Annotated in this window: 22 protein-coding genes; 16 read left to right on the forward strand and 6 right to left on the reverse strand. The window is 41.6% G+C overall.

The window, feature by feature from the left end; genetic code table 11:
- Nucleotides 1-84: 84 nt before the first annotated feature.
- The 4 genes from RMZ43_RS07800 to ssuE all read left to right on the forward strand — a co-directional run bounded on the left by RMZ43_RS07800 (nt 85) and on the right by ssuE (nt 3,424).
- Nucleotides 85-852: an ATP-binding cassette domain-containing protein gene (locus RMZ43_RS07800; protein WP_322648854.1), complete on the forward strand. Its 768-nt coding sequence runs from the start codon at nt 85-87 to the stop codon at nt 850-852.
- A gap of 182 nt (nt 853-1,034) precedes the next feature.
- Nucleotides 1,035-2,195, forward strand: coding sequence for an FMNH2-dependent alkanesulfonate monooxygenase (ssuD, locus tag RMZ43_RS07805; protein ID WP_322648853.1), 1,161 nt, complete (start codon nt 1,035-1,037; stop codon nt 2,193-2,195).
- Nucleotides 2,196-2,222: 27 nt separating this feature from the next.
- Nucleotides 2,223-2,861, forward strand: a complete 639-nt coding sequence (locus tag RMZ43_RS07810; RefSeq protein ID WP_322652620.1) for a beta-class carbonic anhydrase — start codon at nt 2,223-2,225, stop codon at nt 2,859-2,861.
- Nucleotides 2,858-3,424, forward strand: a complete 567-nt coding sequence (gene ssuE / locus RMZ43_RS07815) for an NADPH-dependent FMN reductase (RefSeq protein WP_322648851.1) — start codon at nt 2,858-2,860, stop codon at nt 3,422-3,424. The genes RMZ43_RS07810 and ssuE overlap by 4 nt, the downstream gene beginning before the upstream one ends.
- Before the next feature lie 577 nt (nt 3,425-4,001).
- Here the strand turns inward: ssuE and RMZ43_RS07820 are convergent.
- The 3 genes from RMZ43_RS07820 to RMZ43_RS07830 all read right to left on the reverse strand — a co-directional run bounded on the left by RMZ43_RS07820 (nt 4,002) and on the right by RMZ43_RS07830 (nt 6,572).
- The gene (locus RMZ43_RS07820) at nt 4,002-4,916 is read right to left on the reverse strand and encodes a TauD/TfdA dioxygenase family protein (protein ID WP_322648850.1); all 915 of its coding nucleotides are present in this window, start codon (nt 4,914-4,916) and stop codon (nt 4,002-4,004) included.
- 69 nt (nt 4,917-4,985) lie between these two features.
- On the reverse strand, nt 4,986-5,852 hold the full coding sequence (locus RMZ43_RS07825; RefSeq protein ID WP_322648849.1) for a CmcJ/NvfI family oxidoreductase: 867 nt from the start codon (nt 5,850-5,852) through the stop codon (nt 4,986-4,988).
- Between the two features lie 48 nt (nt 5,853-5,900).
- A complete protein-coding gene (locus RMZ43_RS07830; protein ID WP_322652619.1) occupies nt 5,901-6,572 on the reverse strand; it encodes a glutathione S-transferase family protein in 672 nt (223 codons plus the stop codon).
- A 274-nt stretch (nt 6,573-6,846) separates the two neighbouring features.
- On the opposite strand from RMZ43_RS07830, the gene RMZ43_RS07835 reads away from it, so the two are divergent.
- The 5 genes from RMZ43_RS07835 to RMZ43_RS07855 all read left to right on the forward strand — a co-directional run bounded on the left by RMZ43_RS07835 (nt 6,847) and on the right by RMZ43_RS07855 (nt 12,034).
- Nucleotides 6,847-7,596, forward strand: coding sequence for a maleate cis-trans isomerase family protein (locus tag RMZ43_RS07835; protein WP_322652618.1), 750 nt, complete (start codon nt 6,847-6,849; stop codon nt 7,594-7,596).
- A 384-nt stretch (nt 7,597-7,980) separates the two neighbouring features.
- Nucleotides 7,981-8,637 (forward strand): class I SAM-dependent methyltransferase family protein, encoded by a 657-nt coding sequence (locus tag RMZ43_RS07840; protein ID WP_322648846.1) that lies wholly within the window; start codon nt 7,981-7,983, stop codon nt 8,635-8,637.
- Nucleotides 8,638-8,640: 3 nt separating this feature from the next.
- Entirely contained in the window at nt 8,641-9,864 is a 1,224-nt protein-coding gene (locus RMZ43_RS07845; RefSeq protein WP_322652617.1) for a glutathione S-transferase family protein, read from the forward strand.
- Nucleotides 9,865-9,985: 121 nt separating this feature from the next.
- The gene (locus RMZ43_RS07850) at nt 9,986-11,680 is read left to right on the forward strand and encodes an FAD-binding protein (RefSeq protein WP_322652616.1); all 1,695 of its coding nucleotides are present in this window, start codon (nt 9,986-9,988) and stop codon (nt 11,678-11,680) included.
- A 12-nt stretch (nt 11,681-11,692) separates the two neighbouring features.
- Nucleotides 11,693-12,034: a 4Fe-4S binding protein gene (locus RMZ43_RS07855; RefSeq protein ID WP_193200555.1), complete on the forward strand. Its 342-nt coding sequence runs from the start codon at nt 11,693-11,695 to the stop codon at nt 12,032-12,034.
- Nucleotides 12,035-12,221: 187 nt separating this feature from the next.
- On the opposite strand, the gene RMZ43_RS07860 is transcribed toward RMZ43_RS07855, so the two are convergent.
- Nucleotides 12,222-13,241 carry an isopenicillin N synthase family dioxygenase gene (locus tag RMZ43_RS07860; protein ID WP_322653844.1) on the reverse strand — a complete coding sequence of 340 codons (1,020 nt, stop codon included), beginning with the start codon at nt 13,239-13,241 and terminating at the stop codon, nt 12,222-12,224.
- Nucleotides 13,242-13,500: 259 nt separating this feature from the next.
- On the opposite strand from RMZ43_RS07860, the gene RMZ43_RS07865 reads away from it, so the two are divergent.
- From RMZ43_RS07865 to RMZ43_RS07880, 4 genes are all read left to right on the forward strand, one after another.
- Nucleotides 13,501-14,538, forward strand: coding sequence for an NADP(H)-dependent aldo-keto reductase (locus RMZ43_RS07865; protein ID WP_322648841.1), 1,038 nt, complete (start codon nt 13,501-13,503; stop codon nt 14,536-14,538).
- Between the two features lie 102 nt (nt 14,539-14,640).
- On the forward strand, nt 14,641-15,762 hold the full coding sequence (locus RMZ43_RS07870; RefSeq protein ID WP_322648840.1) for an aryl-sulfate sulfotransferase: 1,122 nt from the start codon (nt 14,641-14,643) through the stop codon (nt 15,760-15,762).
- A 73-nt stretch (nt 15,763-15,835) separates the two neighbouring features.
- Nucleotides 15,836-16,501, forward strand: a complete 666-nt coding sequence (locus RMZ43_RS07875) for a glutathione S-transferase family protein (RefSeq protein ID WP_322648839.1) — start codon at nt 15,836-15,838, stop codon at nt 16,499-16,501.
- A gap of 123 nt (nt 16,502-16,624) precedes the next feature.
- Nucleotides 16,625-17,458 (forward strand): PhnD/SsuA/transferrin family substrate-binding protein, encoded by an 834-nt coding sequence (locus RMZ43_RS07880; RefSeq protein ID WP_322648838.1) that lies wholly within the window; start codon nt 16,625-16,627, stop codon nt 17,456-17,458.
- 170 nt (nt 17,459-17,628) lie between these two features.
- On the opposite strand, the gene RMZ43_RS07885 is transcribed toward RMZ43_RS07880, so the two are convergent.
- Nucleotides 17,629-18,876 (reverse strand): tetratricopeptide repeat protein, encoded by a 1,248-nt coding sequence (locus RMZ43_RS07885; RefSeq protein ID WP_322648837.1) that lies wholly within the window; start codon nt 18,874-18,876, stop codon nt 17,629-17,631.
- A gap of 777 nt (nt 18,877-19,653) precedes the next feature.
- On the opposite strand from RMZ43_RS07885, the gene RMZ43_RS07890 reads away from it, so the two are divergent.
- Together RMZ43_RS07890 and RMZ43_RS07895 are read left to right on the forward strand one after the other, a co-directional pair.
- Nucleotides 19,654-21,993 (forward strand): cation:proton antiporter, encoded by a 2,340-nt coding sequence (locus RMZ43_RS07890; RefSeq protein WP_322648836.1) that lies wholly within the window; start codon nt 19,654-19,656, stop codon nt 21,991-21,993.
- Nucleotides 21,994-22,759: 766 nt separating this feature from the next.
- Nucleotides 22,760-24,544 (forward strand): diguanylate cyclase domain-containing protein, encoded by a 1,785-nt coding sequence (locus tag RMZ43_RS07895; protein ID WP_322653843.1) that lies wholly within the window; start codon nt 22,760-22,762, stop codon nt 24,542-24,544.
- 208 nt (nt 24,545-24,752) lie between these two features.
- Here RMZ43_RS07895 and RMZ43_RS07900 read toward each other — a convergent pair whose 3' ends face one another.
- Complete coding sequence (locus RMZ43_RS07900; protein WP_322648834.1) at nt 24,753-24,968, reverse strand: Hfq-related RNA-binding protein; 216 nt, start codon at nt 24,966-24,968, stop codon at nt 24,753-24,755.
- A 69-nt stretch (nt 24,969-25,037) separates the two neighbouring features.
- Here RMZ43_RS07900 and dapF point away from each other — a divergent pair, with 69 nt between their 5' ends.
- Nucleotides 25,038-25,877: a diaminopimelate epimerase gene (gene dapF / locus RMZ43_RS07905; protein WP_322653842.1), complete on the forward strand. Its 840-nt coding sequence runs from the start codon at nt 25,038-25,040 to the stop codon at nt 25,875-25,877.
- Nucleotides 25,878-25,925 lie beyond the last annotated feature (48 nt).

A 25,925-nucleotide genomic window follows, 5' to 3' on the forward strand; every position in this document is an offset into this window, starting at 1 on the left:
TTAGTTTTTGAATGTGATTAATTGATTTTAAAAAATCCATCCAAATTCCCGATACCTAAATCACTCAACAAAAGAGAAATACACATGGTTTCAACTCTACAAGGTTCACAACTCAATATTTTGGATTTAAGCAAGGCTTTTGGAAATAAAACTGTCTTAAAATCATTAAATCTAGAAGTAGCACCAGGAGAATTTATTGCTATTGTCGGACGTAGTGGTTGCGGTAAAAGTACCTTACTGCGCCTAGTGTCTGGGTTAGATAAACCAACTACAGGCGGCATATTATTAGATGGGCAACCACTACATAAACTTAGTCAATCTGTAAGAGTAATGTTTCAAGACCCTCGATTACTACCTTGGAAACGTGTGATAGATAATGTGGGTCTGGGTTTGCAAGAAAATTGGCGTGCAAAAGCTGCGCGAGTATTGGAACAAGTAGGACTTAAAGATAGAGCTGATGAATGGCCTTACGTATTATCTGGAGGGCAAAGACAACGAGTAGCATTGGCTAGAGCCTTAGTGAGTCAACCACAACTATTACTACTTGATGAACCTTTAGGAGCATTGGATGCGTTAACTCGCTTAGAAATGCAACATTTAATCGAGGATTTGTGGCAACAGAGAGGCTTTACGGCGTTTTTAGTTACTCATGATGTAGAAGAAGCTGTAGCGCTGGCAGACAGAGTGATAGTAATTGAAGAAGGACGGGTTGCGTTAGATTTACCTGTAAAATTATCGCGTCCACGAGACAGAGCTAGTGAAGTATTTGTAAATATTAGAGAAGCAGTATTAGAAAAAGTTATGAATAATGAAGGCGCTCACGCACATCAATTATTGCAAATGAGTCATTAAGTTGATCCGTTTGAGAACTTGTTTGCCCCCTTCCTTTTCACTAGGACTTGTGTGTATATCGTAGTCTAAAAGGTTTTCAGAAAAACTTCTTCTTTGGTTAAGTAGAATATGTGATACTCTGAAAACTATAAGTAAAGCACGGTGATTCTACCGAATTACCGTAGTTTAAAAGGACAGGACTCATGCAGCTACTATGGTTTATCCCAACCCACGGCGACGGACGTTACCTTGCAACTGCTACAGGTGGGCGGGCAATCAGCTTTCCTTATCTGCGGCAGATTGCCCAAGCGGTGGATGACCTTGGTTATACGGGGGCATTGCTGCCTACAGGTCGCTCTTGTGAAGATGCTTGGATTGTAGCGTCAACACTGGTATCACTGACGCGACAAATGCGTTTTTTGGTAGCGATTCGTCCCGGCTTGGTATCACCTGGAGTAGCAGCGCGGATGGCGGCGACTTTTGATCGGCTCTCTGGAGGACGCTTGCTGATTAATGTCGTGACAGGTGGCGATCCCGTAGAGTTAGCGGGAGATGGCTTGCATTTGGATCACGATCAACGGTATGAATTAACAGATGAATTTTTGACAGTATGGCGAGCGATCGCTAGTGGTGAACAAGCTAATCTTCAAGGCGACTATCTTAATATCCAAGATGGTAAGCTGCTGTTTCCACCCGTCCAGAAGCCATATCCGCCCTTGTGGTTTGGTGGTTCCTCTGCCGTTGCTCAAAAAATTGCTGCCAAGCACGTAGATGTCTATCTAACTTGGGGTGAACCACCGGCGCAAGTAGCCGAGAAAATTGCATCAGTTCGTAAACTTGCTTTATCAGAAGGTCGAACTTTGCGGTTTGGGATTCGCCTACATGTGATTGTGCGCGAAACTGAGAGTGAAGCCTGGGATGCGGCGAATCAATTGATTAAGTATGTAGATGATGAGGCGATCGCTAAAGCCCAAAAAGCTTATGCCCGGATGGACTCAGTTGGGCAACGGCGGATGACTCAACTACACCACGGTAATCGTGAGGCATTAGAGATTAGCCCGAACCTGTGGGCGGGAGTTGGTTTGGTGCGGGGTGGTGCGGGAACAGCCTTAGTAGGCGATCCCCAAACTGTAGCTGCCAGGATATTGGAATATGCTTCTTTGGGTATTGAGTCTTTTATTCTCTCTGGCTATCCCCACCTAGAAGAAGCTTATCGAGTTGCAGAACTTCTATTTCCCCATTTGCCATTAGAGAATCTGCCAACAGTTGAGAAGCAACATGTATTGAGTCCATTTGGTGAGATTGTGGCAAATGAAGATTTCCCTAAAAAGCAGCATCAGGAAAGAGCAACGTCCATATCCTAGTAATTAAGAACTAGAAAATTACCAGCCATGTTGCACCAACAAATTGACCAAAAAATCTCAGAAAAAGAAGCGTGGGCATTACGTCGCCAGTTGGGGATACCTAACAATAAACGCTTGTGGGTGCTGGCGTGCATGGATGAGCGATTACCGATAGAAAAAGTATTGGGAATTGGTGAAGGAGATGCTCATATTTTCCGTAATGCTGGAGGATTAGTTACGGATGATGCTATCCGATCAGCAATGTTAACTACACAGTTTTTTGGCACAAAAGAAATTATCGTTATTAATCATACCGAATGTGGCATGATGACAGCATCAGGAGACTTTCTCAGTGAGGTATTGCAAAATCAAGGTATTAACGTGGATCAAGTTAGTGTCGATCCTGCTTTGCCAGAGTTGAAGCTACCAAAAGGCGTTTTTTCCAAATGGATCAAAACGTTTACCGATGTGGATGAAATCTGTACACAGCAGGTAGAATTACTGCGTAATTCTGTTTTAATTCCTAAAAATGTAGTTATTCATGGCTACATCTGGGAAGTAGAGAGTATGAGTTTACGCCGTCCCTACAAACGACTGAGCGATCAGGTTAATACAGCATCAGCTATGAATACCAAAACCACAAAACATACTGAACCGATTGTAGAAATTGGGAGTTTAATTGAATGACAAATATTTTAGCGATCGCTGGTAGTCCAACCCATCCATCTAGAACCTATGGTGTTGTCGAATACACTGCCAAGCTTTTACAACAAGAAGGCTTGCATGTAGACATTATTTCAGTTCGGGATTTGCCTGCTGAAGATTTAGTTTTTGGACGTTACGATAGTCCTGCTTTAGAGGAGCCAAAAGCTTTACTAGCAAAAGCAGATGGTGTGATTATTGCCACCCCGATTTACAAAGCTGCTTACACAGGAGTACTGAAAACATTTCTAGATTTGCTCCCACAAAAATCATTAACAGGTAAACCTGTTTTACCAATTGCTTTGGGTGGGACGATCGCTCACTTATTGGCAATTGAATATGCTCTTAAACCTGTCTTATCTGAATTAGGAGCGCGGCATATCCTAGCTACTATTTATGCGGTAGACAAACAAATTCAACGACAAGCTGATAACAGCGTCGTGTTAGATGAGGATATTGATCAAAGGCTTAAAGACGTTCTCAAAGAATTTGTGAAAGCTGTAGAATATGATGCCGCAGCGCCTCAAGAATTGGTTCATGCCAATTAAATAATCAAGTTTATACCTCCGCATTTCTGTAGCAGAAAGGTAATTTTTACCCATCTGCTACGTTTTTTTTAAAGTTAATTAGAGTAATACAAATTTATTATAGGAATTTAACAGAAAAGCGGGATAAGAAAATTGAATTAAAACAGTTTTGAGCGCCCCAATTTTCTGCTCATACAAAAGACATCTCCATCAATTAATTATGCGTTACCTGATATCATGCCCGCTTGATTGCTTATTAAACTCTAAGAACCCCACCCCCAACCCCTCCCCGCTCTTCGGGCTACGGTGTACACACAAGTCTGAAGTAGTTTAAGAAGCAGAAGCTGGTTTTTACCCCACCCTAACCCTCCCCTTATAAAGGGGAGGGAACTAGATTTATTTCCGGTTTCCCCCCTTTATAAGGGGGGATTAAGGGGGGTAATTCGACTTGTGTGTACACCGTAGGCTTGCGGGGAGGGATTCTTTTATTATGGGAATTTAGCGGACATGATATGAAACCCTTGTAGAGACGTTGCAATGCAACGTCTCTACATTCATCTTCGGCGATGTCTAAAGATAAAAAAGGTATTGATCTGTTCTAAACTAAAGCGGGTTCACGTCGGTTATATGCAGAAGAATCTCCCTTAATAGCCTCACTCTGCTTACCATCAATACCAACAGGAATATCACCCACAAGTGTAACTCGTTGAACGTGGCGAGGTTGATTATCGTAGTCTGCGATCGCATAATGTTGAGTAGCGCGATTATCCCAGAAAGCTACATCGCCAACTTTCCAGCGCCACCGGACTGTGTTTTCAGGACGTGTGATGTAAGCTTGCAACAATTTCAAGATTTCATCGGATTCATTCTGGGAAAAACCGCGCAGGCGACGCACAAACCCACCAATAAATAAACCACGTTCACCAGATTCAGGATGGACGCGGACAACTGGATGCAGGGTTTCGTATACAGTCGAAGTGAAAACAGCCCGATGCTTTAAGATTTCTTCTGGCAAGTCAATTGTAGCTGCTGCATAATCGTAGGCGTTGCTGTGTACTGCCCAGAGTTGGTCAGCAAGATTACGCAGGTGAGTTGGTAAATCTTCGTAGGCAGTTACGGAGTTTGCCCAAATAGTATCACCTCCCGATGGTGGAATAACAAGCGCCCGCAAAATAGAACCAAGAGGGGGACGATCTACAAATGTCACATCGGTGTGCCAATTGTTGGCGCGACTCACAGTCTTACCGTAATTGAGATCAAGAACTTCTGGGTTTTCTGGCAATGAGGGAACGGTGGGATGGGCTGTGGTGACTTCCCCAAAGCGTCGGGCGAAGGCTACTTGTCCTTGAGCGTCAAGGTTCTGCTCTCGGAAGAAGATGACTTTGTGTTTAACTAAAGCTTTACGGATATCGCTGATGATTTCATTGCTGAGGTTACTGCTTAAGTCAACACCAATGATTTTTGCACCGATACGTCCAGCGATTGGTTTGATGTCAAAGTGTTGGGAAGTCATAATATTTGTATCTCCAAGGGTTAATTTGTTTCACGCAGAGAGTAGGAGTATGAGAGAAGTTTTTGCGATTTATGCCGGGTAAAAGACGAATGTTCGTAATTCAATGCTTTCTCTTGGGGGAGCGTTGGCTGGGCTGGTGGGATCTTCAAAGGCTGTATGGCCGGCAAAACGGGCGCGTCCGTCTTCTGCGGAGTCAAAGCATTTGATAAATAGTGCTTCGTCTCTGTGCATTTGCGGAAAGTAGAACCATTTATGTTTGGAGTTATACGTAATTCCATAAGTTTCACCGACGCGATCGCGGTACACAAGATCGCCAGCTACAATGTCTGTGGGTGCGATACTTTGCGCGTCACACACTGCTAATGGTGACTCTTGGATTGGTTGTGCGATCGCTCGCCAAACATTGATGATGGCAAATCGTTGTTTTAGTAGCGCATCAATGTCATCTATGCCTCGTGCTGCTAGTTCCAAATGGGCGCGAGTATAGCCAGATTTGGCAGTGAAGTCGTTGTGTACGCGCAAGGCAGGTTCTTTAATATTATTCTCACCTGGCTTTGACTGACTGGCATTACGCAGGGTGTGATCGAATATCACTACCTTTGTTGCACCTGTGACTTCTTTTAACAATTGCTCGGCTTCTGGATAGTAGACGCGGCGTACTTCGTCTTCATCGTAAAAGTTGCGGACATTAGTATTATGTCCAGTAAAGGCGAAACCTTCTCGATCTAACGAGATGTTCTCTGAGATAGAACGAGCATTGTAAATTGGCAGTTTGTGCGTCTGATAAGTTGCATTCGTGCGGGGAATCCCGGCTGGTGGTTCGTAAGTATAGTTAACAGGTTTTTCTGCCATTGGAACCAGGTAACTGAGGTTAGCCTCTACGTATGGCAGTTCTGCGGAAATTGGTTTGTCTAGAACTTGGTTATTTAAGCTCATAGGTTATCCCATTTTGGATTTTGGTTAATTTCTGTCAATCCCAATGCTCTATTTTTGTGCTGCACCAACGGGAACAGGTTCACCGAGAATTTTTGCGAATCTTTGCAAATAGAAGTCCACAGGGTTTGCTACTGCTTGAATTGAGGAGCGATCGCTTAAGCTGTTCCACCATGTCTGCAAACGAGGTGTTTCTGCTGGTAATGTAAATTTGCGGAAGTGTTCTAAGAGTGGTAAACGCTCAAACCAAGGATAGAAGCTGATATCAACTAGGCTAAACTGATCTCCTAACAAGTAATCACCTTTGCCTAATCCTTCTTGTTCAATATATAGAAGTGCTTCTGTGAACTCTCTTCGTCCAAGTTCCTGTTCTTGGCTATCTTTACCGCGCAGCAATTTATTAAAAGCTGGGACAAGGCGAGTATTGGCGTAGTCTATCCAGATGCGGGCGATCGCTTTAGCTGCTGGATCGCGGGGTAACAAAGGTGGTTCCGGGAAGACTTCATCTAGATATTCATTGATAATAGCAGACTCGTAAATTACAACATCCCCATGTTTGATAGCTGGAACTTTGCCATAGTAGGAAATCTGAGTGTACCCATCTGGTTTGTTCTGTAAGTCAATTTCTATCGGGGTGAAGTCAACGCCCTTTTCCAGTAAGACTACACGAGTCCGTTGAGAGAAAGTAGAGGCTTTGGCGAAATACAGTTGTATGTTGCTCATGAAATCTTTTCCTTGTAATCATCGTGGATACAGACTATTTGAGATTGCACAACTCCAACTAAAGCAATAAGACAAAAGTGAGATGGATTGATCGGTGCAGTTAAATAATTGACTGGCAGGTATCTATGTCAGTTAAATGATATATTACAGTTTATCGGTCGATTTAGCGTAGTTACTATATTATACAGTCTTCCTGAAAATATGTATACCTAATTATTAGTGTAACTAAATAAATATTTAGACATAATCAGGCTTGTCAAAAAGAGGTATTATTATGTACTCAAAAGCTGACTCTAATAGGCAGATCCGTCTTGGCTTGCTAGTACCCGCAGGTAACACCACATTTGAGCCTGACTTTCACTCTGCTTTTTCCAGTCAAGTCAGTATTCATAGCCATCGTGTGATTGCTCAACGCTCACACGCTTATGAAAGCTATGAATCAATGGATGACATCAACGAAGAAGCTGTTAAGGAAGTAGAAAAATTAGCTAGAGCCTCGGTACATTTTGGAGCATACGGCTTTACAACAGCAACTTTTTACCGAGGGCAAGTTTTTGCCAAACAACTAGAGCAACGTTTGACGCAGGTGCTAGGAGTACCTGTTGTTGTGCCTGCTCTGGCTCTATTAGAAGCGTTGGCATATCTAAAGATTAAGAAAATTTCTGTAGTCACTCCTTATCCAGAATGGAATAACCAAACGCTAAAAACGTTTTTGAGTGAAGCGCCTTTTGAAATAGTGGGGTTTAAAGGTGATGAACGCCCAAAAGAAGTAGCAAAAAAGAATTACCTTTGGCATCAGTCACCCGATAAAGTCGCAGTTTTTATTAAAGAGGTATCTCACAAAGGTGCAGATGTTATTGTGTTGCCTTGTACGGCATGGAGAACATTTGAGGTGATTGAGGAATTAGAGGCAGATTTAAAGATTCCTGTACTTACAGCAAATCAAGCCACAATATGGAGTTTAGCAAGGCGTGCTTCTATTGAATCTGCACTTTGTCCTAGAGGAAAACTGTTTGCTATTTAGTCAGTTCGTTCGCGTTCGCTTTTTGGTTGCGTACTATGTTATTGATGGTTGTGACATTAGTTTATAAAATAGTTGTCGATTGAACTTTAAAAACAGAGTACAACATTTAGATGCCAGCAATTTAAGCGATCGCTCAGAATCAATCATTATAAATTTCTGTATTAGCTATAACCAGAGTTGTTCCTGAGTAATACTGGGTATGTAAAAATAAATACCATAAACTCAATACCGTATAATTACTGCACTGAAGACATTCATAAAAAATCAGGCTTGATTTTCTATGAATGTGTATGATACTCTGCCTTCATCTGTAAACTACGGTTAGTCTATCAAATAACTGTAGCTTGCAATTACACAGTGTGCATCAAATGGGAATCACTCCTTATGCCAAAAGATTGGTATGAATGGCACGACCTCTACAACACTGAGCCAAAATTGCAGCAGCGTCTAGAAATCGTGCAGGAATATATTGCTTATAGCTTAAATGCCTCACCAGATGGCGCTATCCGAATAGTGAGTGTTTGCGCGGGTGATGGACGAGATTTATTAGGAACTTTAAAAAATCACCCCCGTGCGAAGGATGTTTCTGCACGACTGGTTGAAATAAATTCAAATTTAGTTGAGCGTGGACGAGCAAGTATAGAGTCTTTGGGTTTAGCCAAGCAAATTGAGTTTATCAATGGTGATGCAACTCTTGCCACAAACTATGTAGGAGCAGTACCAGCAGATATCGTGATTGTGTGTGGTGTCTTTGGCAATCTGGCTGATGAGGCTGAACTCAATCGCTTACTAGATAACTTAAGTTTTCTGAGTAAACCAGGTGCTTTTGTCATTTGGACTCGTGGACACTCTAACGGTATTACTTACTCTGACAATGTGCGGAAAATTCTAAGTGCATCTGGATTTGAAGAAGTAAACTTCAAGCTTACCGCTACAGGAGATATGGGTGTTGGTCTTAATCGATACCTTGGTGAAAACTTGGCTGCACCTAAAGAGCAACAGTTATTTGTGTTTTCCGGCATTCCTAGTAAAGCGAGGTAAAAAATGTCAATTCAAAACACAGTGTCAACTTGGGAAGAAGTTTTAGAAACTGCTAGAAAAAATACCTCTGCGCGTAGGGTAAAGAGGACAGGACAATCTCCTTCTACTGCACCAATACCCAGCAGTTTAGATAAACTTCCGCCAAATACAGAACCGCCAGTCTTACTTTATCGAGATACTAATTCCTGGTGTCCTTTCTGTGAACGAGTTTGGTTTGCTCTGGAAGAAAAGGAAATTCCCTTTGCAACGGAGTTTATTGATTTAAGTAATAAACCTAAATGGTACACTGACCTAGTTCCCACAACTCTTGTCCCAGCAGCAAAAATTGAGGGAAATTTAGTATATGAATCTAAAGATATTCTCTTAGCTTTAGAAGAAAGGTTTCCACATCCAGCATTATTACCGGAAAATCCAGAGGAAAATGCTGTTGCTAGGCAGTTAGTTGAAGAAGCTGAGACTAACGGTTTTAGAGAGATTACTTACAAATTCCTGAGAGAAGCATCTGTAGATGCTGCTGATGAGTTGGCATTGCAAGCAGCATTTGAGGCGAAGTTAGATGAACTTGAGCAAGCTTTGGCTAAATACCCTGGCCCCTACTTTGTCAGTACATTTAGCTTAGTAGACATTCTGTATAGCCCCCATCTAGATAGATTGGCGGCTAATTTACCTGTGTATCGGGGATATCACCTCAAAGGAAATCCTCGCTTTCCTCGCATTAATGCTTGGTTTGATGCACTTAATCAGCGTCCTGCTTATCACAGGGTGAAGTCGGATAATATCACTAATAATTTATTGTTGCGTCGCAGATGGGGAGTTGAACCGATTGGAAGTCCTTTACCTCTGGATGTAGCAGATAGTGAAAAAATTCAATATCGAGCCGAAGCAGCTGAGAGATTGAGCGATAATCGGGAAGTTGCGATCGCAGATATTATCAAAAATTCTGGAGTCCAAGCAATAGCGGCAGACGGTGACTTTACCACAGTTAAGGACGCTGTTGAGTTTCACCTGCGACAACTGGCTGATTATCTGATTCATGGCAATGGCAATACCTTACCGGGTGGAAGGACTGGTGGTAAAAATAGTAGTGTTGATCCCCTATTCGCTGCTGTCGGAGCTATTACTTTCGCATATTTGAGAAATCGCATCTGCGCCCCTCGTGATATGAGTGCTGGTGCAGCAACGGCGTTTCGGGCTGCGATAGATAAATTGCTGACTTCTGTTTATTAATTTTGTGGGCGTTGCTGATTGAATGTATGAATTTGCCTTATGCACAGACGCAGCGAAAAGTCGGAGGGTTTCTGACTCCTGAATTCTGCTGTACTTTGGAGACTTTATAGAGGAAAAGGAATTGCTAACAGTCCATAGTGAAAATGAACTACAACTAACTGCTGATGTACTGGTAATTGGTGGTGGCCCTGCCGCAGCATGGGCAGCCTGGGCAGCAGCATCTCAAGGTGTCAAAGTCATCATTGTTGATAAAGGTTTTCTGGGTACGAGTGGTGCGGCGGCGGCTAGTGGTAACGGCATCATGGCTCCGTCTCCAGAGAATTGGGAAAAAGTTTTATCGGAGCGTTATCGCGCAGGAAAAAACCTCGCTAACTCACGTTGGATCGAGCGTGTTATCGAAAAAACCTGGCTGAGTTTGCCCCTAGTAGAAAGTTGGGGCTATCGTTTCCCTAAAGAAGATAGGGAATCTGTGCGTCAGAGTTATTATGGCCCTGAATATATGCGGGTACTTCGCAAAAACCTTTTGCGTGTTGGTGTGCAGATTTTCGACCAAAGTCCGGCTCTAGAACTTTTATTGGCTGACGACGGCTCAGTAGCTGGTGCAAGAGGTGTGCAGAGGCAAAATCATCGTACTTATACCGTTCGTGCTGGTGCAGTAGTCTTAGCGAATGGCGGTTGTGCATTCTTGAGTAAAGCATTAGGTTGCAATACCAATACAGGTGATGGATTGCTGATGGCAGTGGAAGCAGGCGGCGAACTTTCTAGTATGGAAGCTTCTAATCACTATGCCATTTCGACGGCTTTCAATGCCACTGTAACTAGGGGTGTTCCCTTTGGCTGGGCTAGTTATAGCGATGAAGCAGGCAATGATCTAGGCGGTTATATAAATGGCCGTCGCGATCCATCATTCCTTCCTAATGCCCTCCTGAAAGGCCCCGTTTATGCTCGTTTGGATCGAGCCACACCGGAAGTTAAAGCAGTGATCGAAAAGTCTCATTTCATTGCTTTTTTACCCTATACAAAAGCTGGTATTGATCCCTATACAGAACGAGTGCCTGTGACACTTGTTTTAGAGGGTACAGTCCGTGGTACAGGTGGGATTCGGATTGTGAATGATAATTGCGCTACAAAGGTTCCTGGTCTCTACGCTGCCGGTGATGCAGCATCGCGGGAGTTTTTAGCCGGTTTAGCTTCTGGGGGTGGTGGCCCCAATGCTGCCTGGGCAATCTCCACAGGGCAATGGGCTGGAGTTGGAGCAGCGCACTTTGCCAAGAGGCTGGGCGCTCATGCAAATGAACGGGTTGCGCGTCCTGCTGGTCAAGTAGGATTGCGATCAGCTACGCTGGGCGGAACGCCATCGCCTAAGACGGAGAGTAGTTCATCATCCTCACCTATTTCTGAAACATTCGATAGTGAGGCGATCGTGCGCGGTGTACAAGCCCAGATGTTCCCGTTGGAGAAGAATTACTTGCGTTCTGAGCAGGGACTTTTGGATTCTCTCGCCAAATTAGAAACGCTGTGGCAGCAAGTACAAGGGAACCCGAAACAAGATACAGTGCGCGATGTGGAATTTTCTAGGCGAGCGGCTGCTTTAACGGCTGTAGCACGATGGGCATATTTTAGCGCCTTACATCGCAAGGAAACGCGCAGCGAACATATTCGCATAGACTATCCTGAAACCGATCCAAATCAGCGTTATTACCAAGCAACAGGTGGCTTAGATAAGCTTTGGGTGAGGCGTGATTGGATTACGGATGCAATCGCTACACCACCAGCAAAAACCACTCAAACCACACCCTCTGTATCAAAGTTGTAGCAGGAGCATATCATGATCGAGCTTGTCAGCCATAAACTTTGTATCAATTGCAATTTGTGCGTCCAAGTTTGCCCTACCAATGTCTTTGACTCTGTACCTAACGAGCCACCTGCGATCGCTCGCAAGGAAGACTGTCAAACTTGTTTCATGTGTGAGGCGTATTGTCCTGCGGATGCACTCTATGTTGCGCCCCAATCTCATACCAATGTTGCAGTCAATGAGGATGATTTAATTGAAAGCGGCATCATGGGTGAATATCGTCGCCTCTTGGGTTGGGGATATGGTAGAAAAAACAATAGTGAATTGGATACGGCTCATAAACTGCGACAATTACCGCGTCCTTATCAAAGTTAATTTGGACGGGAGCAACGCGAAAATGTGAGATCATCGCTTTTTGAAGCAGGGGGAGCAGGGAGAGTAAAGAGAGAATTTAGTAACATGCGCTACTATAAATACTTCAAAATACACTTAATTTATTTTTCCTCCCCTGCCTCCCCTGCTTGCCCACCTCACAAAATCGCATTGCTCCCATTTGGACTCCCTAAAGCACTTTTTGTTGTAGTTCTGGAAATACTTTGGAGACTTTATTCAAAAGATAATCGCCATAAGTCCCGCGAAATTCGTGGACACTAGCTTTATCCCAGCGATCGCTTTTATCATCATTCACTACTACATCCTTCAATTCAATGGGTTTGACTTCAACGTTGAAATTGGGATCAAAGAAGAACGGGAACGAAAGGCGATTACTTGTTGATAAGTTCTGAACGCGGTGGGGTGTTGAACGATACAATCCTTGTGTCATGCGATCGAGCATATCCCCAATGTTGCATACGAATGAACCAGGAATAGGAGGTGCATCTATCCAACCAGACTTTGATTTGACTTGTAATCCACCTACATTATCTTGTTTGAGTATAGTTAATACTCCATAATCTGTATGTTCACCAACGCCCCATTCAGATTTAGATAATGATGGATTGGGAGGGTAATTAAAAATCCGAAATAATATTAATGGATCTTTTGTATAACGTTCAGCAAAATAGGATTTTTCTAACCCCAAACTTAGAGCAATACCAGCCATTAGGGTGTGTCCAAGTTTGGTAATTGAGTCTATATAGTCCAGCACTGTTTCCCTAAATTGGGGAATATTGGATGGAAAAAGATTTCGACCGTGCATTGGTACACCAGCTTTCACAAATGGATGGTCTTCTGCTAGTTCTGCACCAAAGTAAATACCTTCTTTTAAGTCAGGTCTACCTGATGTTAACTCGTTACCCACGGGGAAATATCCTCGCCATGCTCTACCACCAAGAGCCATACGAATCTTCAGTTTAGTTTCTATATCCTGCGCGAAGAATTGTTGACTGAGATGTTCTAGTTGCTCCTGTAGTTGTTCATCAACTCCATGTCCGACGATATAGAAGAAACCGTAATCTTGGCAGGCTTGTCTAATTTGGTCTGTAATTACATCAGAATTGTTGCTAGTTTGAGAGACTAATGTACTAATATCAATGACGGGAACTTCTGAAAGCTCTTTATTTACAAGTTGTAAGATTGTCATACTCTACTTTTATAGTCGTTTTTAGACTAATTATAATGTTGATGTTGGGGATGGCGATCGCTAACCCTAGTAAAATATTTTGAGTATAAATTTGTAAATTTATTTACTAATCCGATAATTCGGTAGAGATAACGTAGTATTATTTAAATAATTCTCAATTATTTCTGCAAACAGCACTAATCTACTGAACAAGGGGTAATTTACTTTTTAATAGCAATTGCGTAAAAACTTTGTTAAATTTAAAAAATAATTCAGAAATATGCAATACAATCAACTAGGTAATAGTGACCTAAAAATTTCCGAAATTTGCCTTGGCACAATGACTTATGGGCAGCAAAATACTATTGAAGAAGCCCATCAGCAGCTAGATTATGCCATTAAACAGGGAATTAACTTCATTGATGCGGCTGAGATGTATCCAGTACCAGTCAGTGCTGAAACATACGGCTTAACCGAAACTTATATTGGAGAATGGTTAAAACATCAGCAGCGAGATCAACTAATAGTCGCTACTAAAATTGCAGGGCCTGGTCGCGGCTTTAAATGGCTACGTGATGGAGCTAAAGCCATTGATCGGGATAATATCAAACAAGCTGTAGATGATAGTCTCAAAAGATTGCAAACAGACTATATTGATTTATATCAAATCCATTGGCCAGACCGTTATGTACCACGTTTTGGACAAACAGTTTTCGACCCTAATCAAGTCGGGGAAACAGTTCCCATAACTGAACAACTAGAAGTTTTTGCCGATGTCATAAATGCAGGTAAAATTCGCTATATCGGCTTAAGTAATGAAACTCCTTGGGGCATTGCACAATTTAGCCATGTAGCTAAACAATTAGGATTACCTAAAGTTGTTTCTATTCAAAATGCTTACAATTTACTCAATAGAGTTTTTGATGGCGCACTTGCAGAAGCAGTTTATTACGAAAACGTTCCTTTACTAGCTTATAGCCCTTTGGGATTTGGCTATTTAACTGGTAAATACCTCAACGGTAAACCAGAGAAAGCAAGAGTTACTTTATTTGAAAACTTTGGTCAGCGATATTTAAAACCAAATGTTAGCAAAGCAGTAGCAGCTTATGTAGAAATTGCCAAACGCCATCAACTAAGCCCTGCACAATTAGCGATCGCATTTGTGCGGAGTCGTTGGTTTGTCGCCAGTACGATTATTGGTGCTACTACACTAGAACAACTTAAAGAGAATATAGAAAGCATCAATGTAGTTCTTGATAAAGATATATTGGCTGAATTGGATTCAGTTCATACTCAATATCCGAACCCAGCACCTTAACAATTAAAAATTAAAAGAAAAGTAGGTTGGGTTAAGCGTAGCGCCACCCAACAAAATAATGCAAATTTGGGTTTAAAAATAGTCTCTAGTACCCTTAAAATTATGACGATCGCAACAGCATCAGTTGACCAAAATACTATTCGTCGCCGTGGTACTGGTTTAAGAGCTTATAATCCTGACAAAGTATTCAAAGGTTATACCCTTTTTACACCACTTACAGGTAACGGAGAAGTATATCTTCTGAATCTAGAAGGAGAAATAGTACATCAATGGAATCTGCCATATTCACCGGGTTTATATGCTTATCTTTTACCCAATGGCAACCTTTTTTATAATGGGAAAACGCTAGATATTCCGGCACATTTTCCTTTGTGGGCTGCCTTTAAAGGTGGCGTTGTCTTAGAAGCAGATCCTAAAGGAAATATTATTTGGGAGTATAAACATCCAGATCATCATCACGACGGGCGCAGACTACACAACGGTAACACGATTTTATTAGCTATTGAAAAGATACCTCAGTCTTTGATTCCCCGTATCAAAGGCGGTGTAGCAGGAACGGAAGCAGACGGTGATATCTATGCTGATGTACTTTATGAAGTTACTCCTGCGGGTGAGATTGTTTGGACTTGGCACGCTCATGAACATTTAGATCCAGATATTTTTACTATCACTCCCCAAGATCAACGACACGAATGGACTCATGGCAATACTGTAGGCGAACTCGCTGACGGCAATATTATAGTCAGCTTTCGTAATATCTCTACCGTCGTAATTATTGATCGCAAAACAGGAGAGATTATCTGGACACTTGGAGATGACGTATTAGCACAGCAGCACTTTCCTAATGAATTAGCTAACGGTAATATCCTAATTTTTGATAATGGCGCACATCGTCGTCACACTGCGTTAAATTTCTCTCGTGTAATTGAAGTAAGCCGTCAAACGAAAGAGATAGTTTGGCAGTACACTGACAACCCACCTCAAAATTTCTTCAGTTCGTATATATCAGGCGCACAGCGTCTAGCGAATGGCAACACTTTAATTACAGAAGGTGCTTTCGGTCGCATATTTGAGGTGACAGTTACAGGAGAGATTGTTTGGGAATATGTCAATCCTCACTTTGCAGTTCGGAATCTTGGTGAGAAGTCAGCAGTAGCTGGTGGGGAACAAAATTCAGTCTTCCGTGCCTTTCGTTATGCACCTGAAGAAGTGCCTTGGCTTTAGTTTAATTTTAGATTTTGGATTGAACTAATTGCCAAAGCTAATAAACAAATCCTATTTATACAGGAATATCAACATGGCTGAAATCAAGATATATAGTGCGGTTGTTTGCCCTTATGCTCACCGTTCGCGCTTGGTATTGCAAGAAAAAGGCATTGACTTTGACTTGATTGAGATTAATTTGCAGAACAAACCTGAGGGATTTACAGATATTTCTCCTTATGGAAAAGTGCCTGCGATCGCACATAATAATAACCGAGTTTGGGAATCAGCAGTAATTAACGAATATCTCAACGAAGTATTTCCTAATCCGCCGCTTTTACCTAGCAGTCCCATTGCTAAAGCACAAGCTCGAATCTGGATTGATTTTGCTAATACTCGATTCGTTCCAGCTTTTTCTACTCTCTTGCGTAGTCCTGATATCCAACAGCAAGAAGCAGCTAAACAAGAACTATACAAACATCTGGAATTTGTCGAGAATGAAGCTTTAGGAAAGTTATCAGGAGACGGCCCTTACTGGTTTGGCGAATCCGTTAGTCTGGTTGATTTCACATTTTACCCCTGGTTTGAACGTTGGGCTGCACTGAAGCACCATCGAGGTTTTGCACTACCAGAGGAATTTACTCGTCTACGTCAATGGAAAAAGGCTTTAAAACAACGTGATTCTGTAGTAGGGATCGCTAATAGTAAGGAATTTTACATAGAGCGATATGCTAGATTTGCTACTCCTGTTGCTGCCTAGCGTTGCTTTTTGGTAGTCAAAAGAATTTTATCTTGCCCTAAGTTTTCGCCGCCCAGAATATTTTTGAGCGGCGAAAAACTAAATATTCTAAAGAATTTTCAGTCTGAAACTGCTATAAAAAAAATGGCTATATATTATAAAAAGAAGTTGCAAATTACATCTTATCTGGCTCCCAATTGGTTCGGATTCTATCAGGCGATCGCAACTTATTTAGGTCGTGTTTTAAAAGCAGAATTCCAACTCCAGCAAGGTGAATGTGACCCCTTAGAAGATCCTCGGTTATTTGAAGACCAAATAGACCTAGCTTTTATTTGTGGATTACCACTAATTCGGTATAGTCAAATAGTTTTAAATCAATTCCAGACATTAGTTGCGCCAGTAATGCAATCATCACGATATAGTAACCGCCCTATTTACTATGCAGATGTAATTGTCAATGCTAATAGTAATATCAAAAAGTTTGCAGATTTAGCAAAAAAAACATTTTGTTATAATGACCTTGGCTCTAACAGTGGTTATAATTTACTTTGTCATAAATTAATTCAAGAACAATATCCTGAAAGTTTTTTTGGCAAAACGCTACAATCAGGTTCGCATCAACATTCAATTCGCTGGGTAGTTGAGGGATTGGCAGATTGTGCATCGATTGATAGTGTAGTGCTAGAACAGGAATTGAAAGATTTTCCCGAATTATTACAGCATTTGCGGGTGGTGGAAGTGTTGGGGCCTTCCCCGATGCCACCTTTAGTAGTAGCACAGCATCTCGGCATATCTTTAATTCAGCAAATGCAGTTAGCACTACTCCAACCAGATGCAGAGTTGCAAACAGTCATGGAACAGTTTGGAGTCAGGCGTTTTGCCGTAGTGGAATTAAAAGACTATCAGATATTAAATCAGATTTATAGCGTAGGCGTAGCCAGTCGTAGACATCGCTCTTGTGTTAGCTTGTCTAGGTAAGAAATAACAACTTCAGTTTTTAACAAAATGCAGGGGTTTAAGTCCCCGGCTTCTATCAAGCCGCAAGTGTTGGGCTGCTTGCCTTTATCCCCGTTACAACACGTAATTGCTCTCTTCGTAGCGGGGCGTTCGCTTTTAGCGTCTCCAAGAGTTGCCCATTGCGAATTGGTTTAAGACATGGCATAATCCCAACTCTGCTTTTGTGCTGACAAAACCACATCTTGATAAACTTGCTCAAATAATACTCGTTGTGCATGACTCCCTCCAATCTCATGCAAGCGTGGTAAAACAGGTTTCAGTTCCGCAACAGTTGTGTGAAAATCGCCTTTGGCATGAGCTACCATTCCTCTAGCTGCGGGAATTGCTACTTCTATCCAACTCCGTCGCAAAAAGGGATTAATATTTAAAGTGTGATACTGCATATTCTGAAGCATTTGGCTCACCCAATCATGGTGTCCGGCTTTGGTAAGAGCATAGACATAATGCAAATCCTGGAATGGTAATGCGTGTTCATCAATCCGGCTGTAAAGATAAGGACTGATGCTTTGCCAACGGTTCTCGACATTTACACCGCGTAATTCTAGGCGCAATAATAATGAAATTGCTCCTACTTGGTCTTTAGGAGATTGTTTGTTGGCACGTTCCCAAATATGCGTATCATAGAGTTTGAAGACTTTCTGGTAGTTTTCTAACTGCAAATAATATAGTGCAATGTGCCACCAGTTGTGAGTGTAGAGCATAGAGTTGCAGTTTTCCCAGGTGTCTGCAAAACTCTCCATCCAAGCTATTCCCTCATCGATTCTTCCCTGAGTTTCCATGACATGAGCGATCGCATGATGCGCCCAAGGATCATATCTATTTAAGGCGATCGCTTGACGTGCCATCTTTTCTGCTGCTGGGAGTTGATCACACTGTTCTAAACCAAATGCCACCATGCCGGATAAATAATGATTTTCAGGATTGCTTGGTAAAACTTTTTGGGCGATTTCCAGTAATTTATCTTTGTTGCCTGTATAAAAATAATGATACTGCCCCTGCTGAACAGAAATCAAATCACGGGGAAACCTACTGGTAATTTCCTCATGAATAGCGATCGCTACATCAATCTCTTGATTAGCCCAAGCTGAAATTGCTTGCACATATAACTTTTCTCTGGCAGTAATCTTGGTGCAATACTGTTGTGCAGTTTGCAGATATGGTAAAGCTTGCTGCCAAGCTTTGCGGTTTTCTTGGGTGAGATAATAAGCAGCCGCATAAGCATTAGCTAATGCACAAGTGGGATCTGCTGCAATTGCTTGTAAAATTACTGTTTCTGCATCTTTACCATAACCAAGCATCTGATCAATAAAATGGTTGATTCCTGCGATCGCATTGATTGAATCTGTTGTAACTACTAGTCCTTGTGCATCTTTAAGCATTATTAATTTCTTGCAGCAGATTTGTGAAGCAATTTATAAACTACGGTAAGTCTATAGGAATAATGGATTTACAAGCTAGAGTATGTCATAGCTACAAAAAAATTGCAATGATTAAACTACTGTAAACCCAAGGTATAACCGTATTTATTTTTGGTAAAGGTATTTCAGGAAACTTCCTTATCTCAAGATATTAATGGCATTCTTAAAATTTCTGGCTCATACTCTTGACAAAATTTTTAAGAGATCGAATGAAACAGCCCTGCCTTTTTAAGGAGGTTGGCGGATCTATAGGACTAATATTTGATTTCTGAAAAGCTCCGTACAGATTGAAAAGCCTAATTCCTTATTCCCTACTCCCTACTCCTTTCAAAGGTAGGTTTTTTAGAATCTCGAAAATAGTTGAGAAAATTCTCAAGTGTTTAACGTAGTTTGGTCGTTTCGGGATTTAAGCATCGGCTGAAATAGTTAAAATATGGCCAAATACAAAATACCTACCTTTATAAGGCAGGGAGCAGGGGGCAAGGAGAAGAGTTTTCCCTCAGCAAGAGCAGCACCCCGCCCTCTGCCTCTTTTTAATGGCTAATATGAAAATTTTGTCGCACCTTCACTAACAGCTAATTTGTAAATTTAAGTAAAATATCTATCTAGTAAGGGTTTCAGGAATTTGAATTCAGTATTCTTAAGATTTCCTTTATGAATAGACTCTAAACAAGCTGTCTGAGATCATAAAACTTTGTATGCTGAATTAATAGGTCTTAAATAGTTCTTTTAAAACTGGTGCAAGAAGATTTTAGGTTAATTGTTGATTTAGTTTTAGTTTTAGGCGTTGCTGCCTGCGGTGGACTGTTGGCGGCACTTTTGCGACAACCCGTGTTGCTAGGGTATCTCATTGGTGGGATGATCATTGGCCCAGCCGGACTGGGATTGATTAAAGAACTTATTCAAGTAGAGACTCTGGCACAGTTTGGTGTCGCCTTTTTGCTATTCGCCTTGGGTGTGGAATTTTCTTTTGCGGAACTTAAGAAAGTAAAAGCGATCGCTCTTGGCGGAGGTGGACTTCAGATTGCTTTGACAATTTTGGTCACAGTTGCGGTATGCGGGTTAACCGGAGCCTGGGGAACCTTACCTGCTAAGGGCATGTTTTTAGGGTGTATTCTATCCTTGTCTTCCACAGCTGTTGTCCTCAAGTGCTTGATGGAGCGCAACGAAACAGAAACCCCTCACGGGCAAGTGATGCTAGGGATTTTGGTAGTACAGGACTTGGCACTAGGACTGATGCTAGCAGTTTTACCAGCCCTTAACCAACCCGCAGAAACCATTGGCATCGCCGTGCTGACAGCACTGCTGTGGATTGCTTTATTCGCTGCTGGTGCAATAGCTGCGGGGATTTGGCTGATACCGCCTTTGTTGCAACTGTTAGCCCGTACTGAAAGCCGAGAACTATTTTTATTAGGAGTTGTAGCTTTATGCTTGGGCATTGCTCTGTTGACAGAGCATTTAGGGCTATCGATTGAGATGGGGGCATTTGTCGCCGGTTTGATGATTTCTGAGGTGGAATACGCCGATCAAACCTTGACTTATGTCGAACCACTGCGAGATATTTTTGCCAGTTTATTTTTTGCCGCCATTGGCATGTTAATCGACCCAGTGTTTTTGTGGAACAACCTGGAATTGATTTTAGGACTAGTGGCACTGGTTTTCGTAGGTAAATTTTTGATTATCACGCCCCTGGTAAAGCTATTTGGCTACCCTGTGAAAACAGCGATAATCGCCGGTTTGGGACTGGCGCAAATTGGGGAATTTTCCTTTGTTCTCGCCAGCGAAGGGCAAACTTTGGGACTGGTATCTCGACAGATATACTTATTAATTTTGGGAACCACCGCAGTCACTCTCATGCTTACTCCCTTTGTCCTGCGGTTAGTGCCATTTTTATTTAATTTTGCCGAATCAATGCCTTGGTTGAAACCGTATTTACAAGAAGATCAGGTACGGGATGCGTCGGAAGATTTGCCTTTTAAAGACCATTTGGTAGTCTGCGGTTATGGGCGAGTCGGCAAGAATTTAGTCAAGTTATTGCTGCAACACGACCTACCTGTGGTAGTAATCGACCAATCAGAGAATCAAATTCAGCAGTTACGTGAGGCTGGGGTGTCTTATGTCTATGGCAATTGCGTCAGTTTACATGTTCTAGAAACTGCCGGGGTGAATCATGCCAAAGGAATGGCGATCGCACTTCCAGATCCCATGAGTAGCCGTCTTTGCTTGAAACGCGCTTTGGAATTGCGCCCAGAATTAGATTTGGTTGTCCGTGCTACCCAGGATAAAAATATTGAAGTGCTGTATCAATTGGGAGCGAAAGAAGTTGTGCAACCAGAGTTTGAAGCCAGCTTAGAAATGGCAACTCATTTATTAACTAGCTTAGGCTTGTTGTCGCCAGCTGTCGTCCAACGGGAAATGCAGCAAATCCGCAACGATCATTATTTAGATTTTCGCCCAGAGCGTTCTGCTACTGAAGTTGCTCGTGATTTGCGCCAAGCAACTCGCGATCTAAATCAGCGCTGGTATCCTCTACCATCTGATTCGCCCTTAATTGGCATGAGCATAGAAGAAGCAGATATGCGCTATTTAACAGGAGCGAGTTTGATGGCAATTCGCCGCGCTAACGGCGATGAAATCGATTATCCCAATAATCAAACCAAATTGGAAGCAGGCGATCGCTTGCTAGTAGTGGGAGCAAATGAAGAACTGGCAGCCTTGGCAGAATTTGCCAAGGGGCAAGCTGCTGTTCCCGGAGAAAATAGTGCTTGTCAGTGGGTTACAGTTAATGCAGATACACCAACCCTTGGTAAAACCCTTGCAGATTTAGATATCGCCAAGCAGTTTGGAGTACAAGTACAGGCAATTCGGCGCGATGGCAAGTTTATTCGCTATCCTGATGGCGGCATGGACTTGCGAGTTGGCGACCAAGTATTGTTATGTGGTGGTTTGACAGGTCTAAGTCAACTACAACAGTTATTTGCCATCGCTACTTCAGTACCCCTTTCTGTCCCAATAATCAAAGCTGCTGAGGCAGAAGCGCTCAAAGACTTTCTACCTGCCGATAGTGTGAGTGATTGAACTTTAAGACTTTGCAAGCTAAGTGGCTCAATATAGCGATCGCCCCTTTGGGATAGTAGTGACTTATACCAATTCGCAATTCGCAATTAAGAAATCTAGCTCTAGTAAGACTTTCCTGATTTCCATCTGTTGCCTCATTTTAGAGAATTGGTATTAGCTATTTGGGGCGTTTTTTCATGTTCTTCTAGGATAATATCGCTTTTGATAATACCCAGATCCAAGATGTTATACCAATTCGCAATACTCGCCAAAGGCGAGAAGCAAGCTACGCAATGGGCTAACGCCCCGCTCCGCTAACGCAATTCGCAATTAAGAAACTTAGATGCAGTAAGACTTTCGTTATTTATATCTGTTGCCTCCTTTTGGAGAATTGGTATTATCTCTGATGGGGGCATTTATCTTTATCATATCAATCGCAGAAGTTTTCGGTTTACTGAATTTGATTAACTTGTTTGATAATTGAATTTACCTAAGATTGAGCTTTACTTTGACAAATTTATTCTATCTTTACAATACTTTTTCATCTCATATTTTCAGTTATCAGATACTTTGGCGATAATAATAATTATTGTATATACTGTGCTTTATCCAAAATCATTTGTGATAAAAGCAAGCTTTTTAAAATTTAACGACAAAAGTCAGATACAGAGAAGCGATCAAGAAACTTCTTTGCGAGATAATAGCTATAAACTACGAAAAATTATGTTTTTATAGATTTTGTAACTGTCTATTATCATGTCTAAATATTACTGAAACTATAATCGTAATGTTTTATACAGGTTTACGTGTTATTACGAAAGTATCTGCGAATCTACTCTGTAAGCTTTTAGGACAGCCTAGTGTTAGTAATTTAGAAACTCAACTCCACGATAAACAAGTTCAAATTCAGCAGCTAGAAGAGCAAGAAAGGGCGCTTTACCGAGTTATTAGCAAAATTCGAGCTTCTCTTGAGTTAGAAACAATTTTTCGTACAACCACTAAAGAAACTTGCAAGTTACTCCGCGTTGAGAGAATTGCCGTTTATTGTTTCTATGAAAACTGGGGTGGAGAATTTGTCAGCGACTTTGAGTTTGCAGAGACTGGATGGGACGATTTAGAGGCATTAGGAAAAAATACAGTTTGGAATGACTCTTATCTACAAGAAAATCAAGGTGGACGGTATCGTAATAATGAAACTTTAGTTGTTTCAGATGTCTATACAGCAGACTTGTCTAAATGCCATTTAGAAATTTTAGAACAGTTCCATATTCGAGCTTATGCAACTGCACCAATATTTGTTGGAAAAAAACTGTGGGGAGTGCTTGCTGCTTATCAGCACTCACAGCCACATGAATGGAAAAAATTAGAAATTCAGTTTTTGTCTCAGATTGCAACGCAGCTAGGATTTGCAGTTAAACAAGCAGAATTTTTAGCTCAAGTAGAACAAAAAGCAGCAGAACTGTATAAAGCGAATCAGCAACAGGATATTCTGTTTAATTTAGTTGCTGAAATTCGTGAATCTCTGAATTTAGACACCTTGTTTAAGACTACTGTACGAGAAATTCGTAAGGCTCTACGGAGCGATCGCGTCAGTATCTTTCGATTTGACTTGGAATCGAACTATACCTCTGGTGAATTTGTTTCTGAGAATGTATTGCCTGACTACGATTCTACAATCGCCATCAAAGTAAAGGATCATTGTTTTGGTGAAAAATATGCAGTTGCTTATCACCAAGGGCGTATACAGGTAGTATCAGATATTTATCAAGCTGGGCTAAAGGATTGCCACATTCAACTGTTAGAGCAATTTCAAATCAAGGCACAAATTGTTGCACCTTTAATGAAAGGAAAAACTCTATGGGGATTACTATGCGTTCATCAGTGCCATTGTTCGCGTGAGTGGAAAAAGTCAGAAATTCAATTTATCCATCAGTTAGCCACTCAGTTTAATGTAGCTTTAGAACATTCTGAATTATTAGAGCAATTCCGCTCTCAAGCTAATCAACTTGCTCAAGCAAATCATGCTTTAGAAATAGCAAATTCTCAGCTAGAAAAACTTAGTAAGCTAGATGCTCTAACCAAAATCGCCAACCGTCATTGTTTCGATCAGTTTTTAGTTCAGGAGTGGAATCGACTAAGACTAAGTGAAAATTATTTATCTTTAATTATATTTGATATTGACTATTTCAAAGATTATAACGATTCTTATGGACATCTAGCTGGAGATGAATGCTTAATACAAGTTGCTCGTGCAGCACAATCTGTATTAAACCATTCTACCGATCTACTAGCTCGTTATGGTGGTGAAGAATTTGTTGTAGTTTTGCCAAATACGAACGAATCAGGTGCGATTAAGATAACTAAGTTGATTCAAAAATCTATTCAAGAATTAAAGATACCTCATAAAAAGAAGAATAACGTTCAATATTTTGTGACCGTCAGTTTAGGTGTTGCAATTCAAAGACCAACAGATAAAAGTTCATCTCAAGATTTAATTAACGCCGCCGACAAAGCTTTATATAAAGCTAAAGAGCAAGGACGCAATAGGTGGGTTTGTGCTGCAAAAATCTAAGTATAGTGACAAAACAATTAAAAATATAAAATTAAAAATACACAACTTTAATTGTGCGCTTGTATCCTAGAATAAGTAAAGAATTGCTTCGCCATGCAAGGTGCAAGGCATCTTTATTCTAAGCCCACAGCTTAAGCGGTGGGCTTGAATCTTTAATTCGACTGAAGTAAGTGATAAAGCGATAGGTTATGATGTTTCTGCCTCATTACTAACTTACTTTCGGCTTGATGTAGGCGATCGCTTGTTTCCAAACGGTGTGCTGACTATTTGCATCAGCAATACAGATACACTGTGGATCTTGCCATACAACCTTTCCTGTCAGCACATCACCAGTCAGCAGCTTTAACTCTACTGGCGTTGTTTGTTTAATCAGGTTTTGGACTTGGATAATACTGGGTAAAGTGGTGTCAAATTCGGTAAGCATTTTTAGTAAAGATGAACCTACAAGGCAAAATAAAGAGTAACTAATCCTTGATAATTCATCCTTGAAGAAATGGCAATCGAATTTACTAAGTATCATGGTCTAGGCAACGACTTTATTTTGATTGACAATCGCTCGTCATCAGTACCTGTAGTGACTCCAGAGCAAGCCATCAAGTTGTGCGATCGCCATTTTGGTATCGGTGCTGATGGTGTAATTTTTGCCCTGCCTGGAGAAAAGGGCACTGACTACACCATGCGGATTTTTAATTCTGATGGTTCAGAACCGGAAATGTGTGGCAATGGCATTCGCTGTTTAGCTGGCTTTTTGGCAGATTTAGAAGGGGAATCCCGAAATCAAGACTCATATCGCATTCATACTTTGGGTGGTGTAATGACTCCCCAACTGTTATCTGATGGTCAAGTTAAAGTAGACATGGGTTTACCAAGGTTACTCGCTAGCGAAATTCCTACCACTCTTGCACCTGCCCAAGAAAAAGTAATTTCTCAGCCCTTAGAGGTGGCGGGGCAAACTTGGGATGTCACTTGTGTAAATATGGGAAATCCCCACTGCATTACTTTTGTGGAAGATGTAGCAGCAATTGAGTTAGAAACCATCGGCCCGAAATTTGAGCATCACCCTGTTTTTCCCCAACGCATAAATACCGAATTTATTCAAGTGGTACGCCGTGACTATTTGAAAATGCGGGTATGGGAACGGGGGGCTGGAATTACATTAGCTTGCGGGACTGGTGCTTGTGCTTCCTTGGTAGCTGGAGTGTTAACCGGGAAATGCGATCGCATCGCCACTGTAGAGTTACCAGGTGGCCCGTTACAAATTGAATGGTCAGAAGTAGACCAACGGGTTTACATGACAGGCCCGGCCCAAAAGGTATTCACTGGTAAACTGTAACCAGCTTCTCATTGGCATTACTCAAGTATTTCAAGGTTTGTAGTAAGC

The organism is Nostoc sp. CmiVER01, from assembly GCF_034531135.2.
In the GTDB taxonomy this organism is placed as follows: domain Bacteria; phylum Cyanobacteriota; class Cyanobacteriia; order Cyanobacteriales; family Nostocaceae; genus Nostoc.

Coding starts and splice junctions, on each gene's coding strand:
- RMZ43_RS07800 (WP_322648854.1), top strand. CDS start 85: ATGGTTTCAACTCTACAAGGTTCACAACTCAATATTTTGGATTTAAGC.
- ssuD (WP_322648853.1), top strand. CDS start 1,035: ATGCAGCTACTATGGTTTATCCCAACCCACGGCGACGGACGTTACCTT.
- RMZ43_RS07810 (WP_322652620.1), top strand. CDS start 2,223: ATGTTGCACCAACAAATTGACCAAAAAATCTCAGAAAAAGAAGCGTGG.
- ssuE (WP_322648851.1), top strand. CDS start 2,858: ATGACAAATATTTTAGCGATCGCTGGTAGTCCAACCCATCCATCTAGA.
- RMZ43_RS07820 (WP_322648850.1), bottom strand. CDS start 4,916: ATGACTTCCCAACACTTTGACATCAAACCAATCGCTGGACGTATCGGT.
- RMZ43_RS07825 (WP_322648849.1), bottom strand. CDS start 5,852: ATGAGCTTAAATAACCAAGTTCTAGACAAACCAATTTCCGCAGAACTG.
- RMZ43_RS07830 (WP_322652619.1), bottom strand. CDS start 6,572: ATGAGCAACATACAACTGTATTTCGCCAAAGCCTCTACTTTCTCTCAA.
- RMZ43_RS07835 (WP_322652618.1), top strand. CDS start 6,847: ATGTACTCAAAAGCTGACTCTAATAGGCAGATCCGTCTTGGCTTGCTA.
- RMZ43_RS07840 (WP_322648846.1), top strand. CDS start 7,981: ATGCCAAAAGATTGGTATGAATGGCACGACCTCTACAACACTGAGCCA.
- RMZ43_RS07845 (WP_322652617.1), top strand. CDS start 8,641: ATGTCAATTCAAAACACAGTGTCAACTTGGGAAGAAGTTTTAGAAACT.
- RMZ43_RS07855 (WP_193200555.1), top strand. CDS start 11,693: ATGATCGAGCTTGTCAGCCATAAACTTTGTATCAATTGCAATTTGTGC.
- RMZ43_RS07860 (WP_322653844.1), bottom strand. CDS start 13,241: ATGACAATCTTACAACTTGTAAATAAAGAGCTTTCAGAAGTTCCCGTC.
- RMZ43_RS07865 (WP_322648841.1), top strand. CDS start 13,501: ATGCAATACAATCAACTAGGTAATAGTGACCTAAAAATTTCCGAAATT.
- RMZ43_RS07870 (WP_322648840.1), top strand. CDS start 14,641: ATGACGATCGCAACAGCATCAGTTGACCAAAATACTATTCGTCGCCGT.
- RMZ43_RS07875 (WP_322648839.1), top strand. CDS start 15,836: ATGGCTGAAATCAAGATATATAGTGCGGTTGTTTGCCCTTATGCTCAC.
- RMZ43_RS07880 (WP_322648838.1), top strand. CDS start 16,625: ATGGCTATATATTATAAAAAGAAGTTGCAAATTACATCTTATCTGGCT.
- RMZ43_RS07885 (WP_322648837.1), bottom strand. CDS start 18,876: ATGCTTAAAGATGCACAAGGACTAGTAGTTACAACAGATTCAATCAAT.
- RMZ43_RS07895 (WP_322653843.1), top strand. CDS start 22,760: ATGTTTTATACAGGTTTACGTGTTATTACGAAAGTATCTGCGAATCTA.
- RMZ43_RS07900 (WP_322648834.1), bottom strand. CDS start 24,968: ATGCTTACCGAATTTGACACCACTTTACCCAGTATTATCCAAGTCCAA.
- dapF (WP_322653842.1), top strand. CDS start 25,038: ATGGCAATCGAATTTACTAAGTATCATGGTCTAGGCAACGACTTTATT.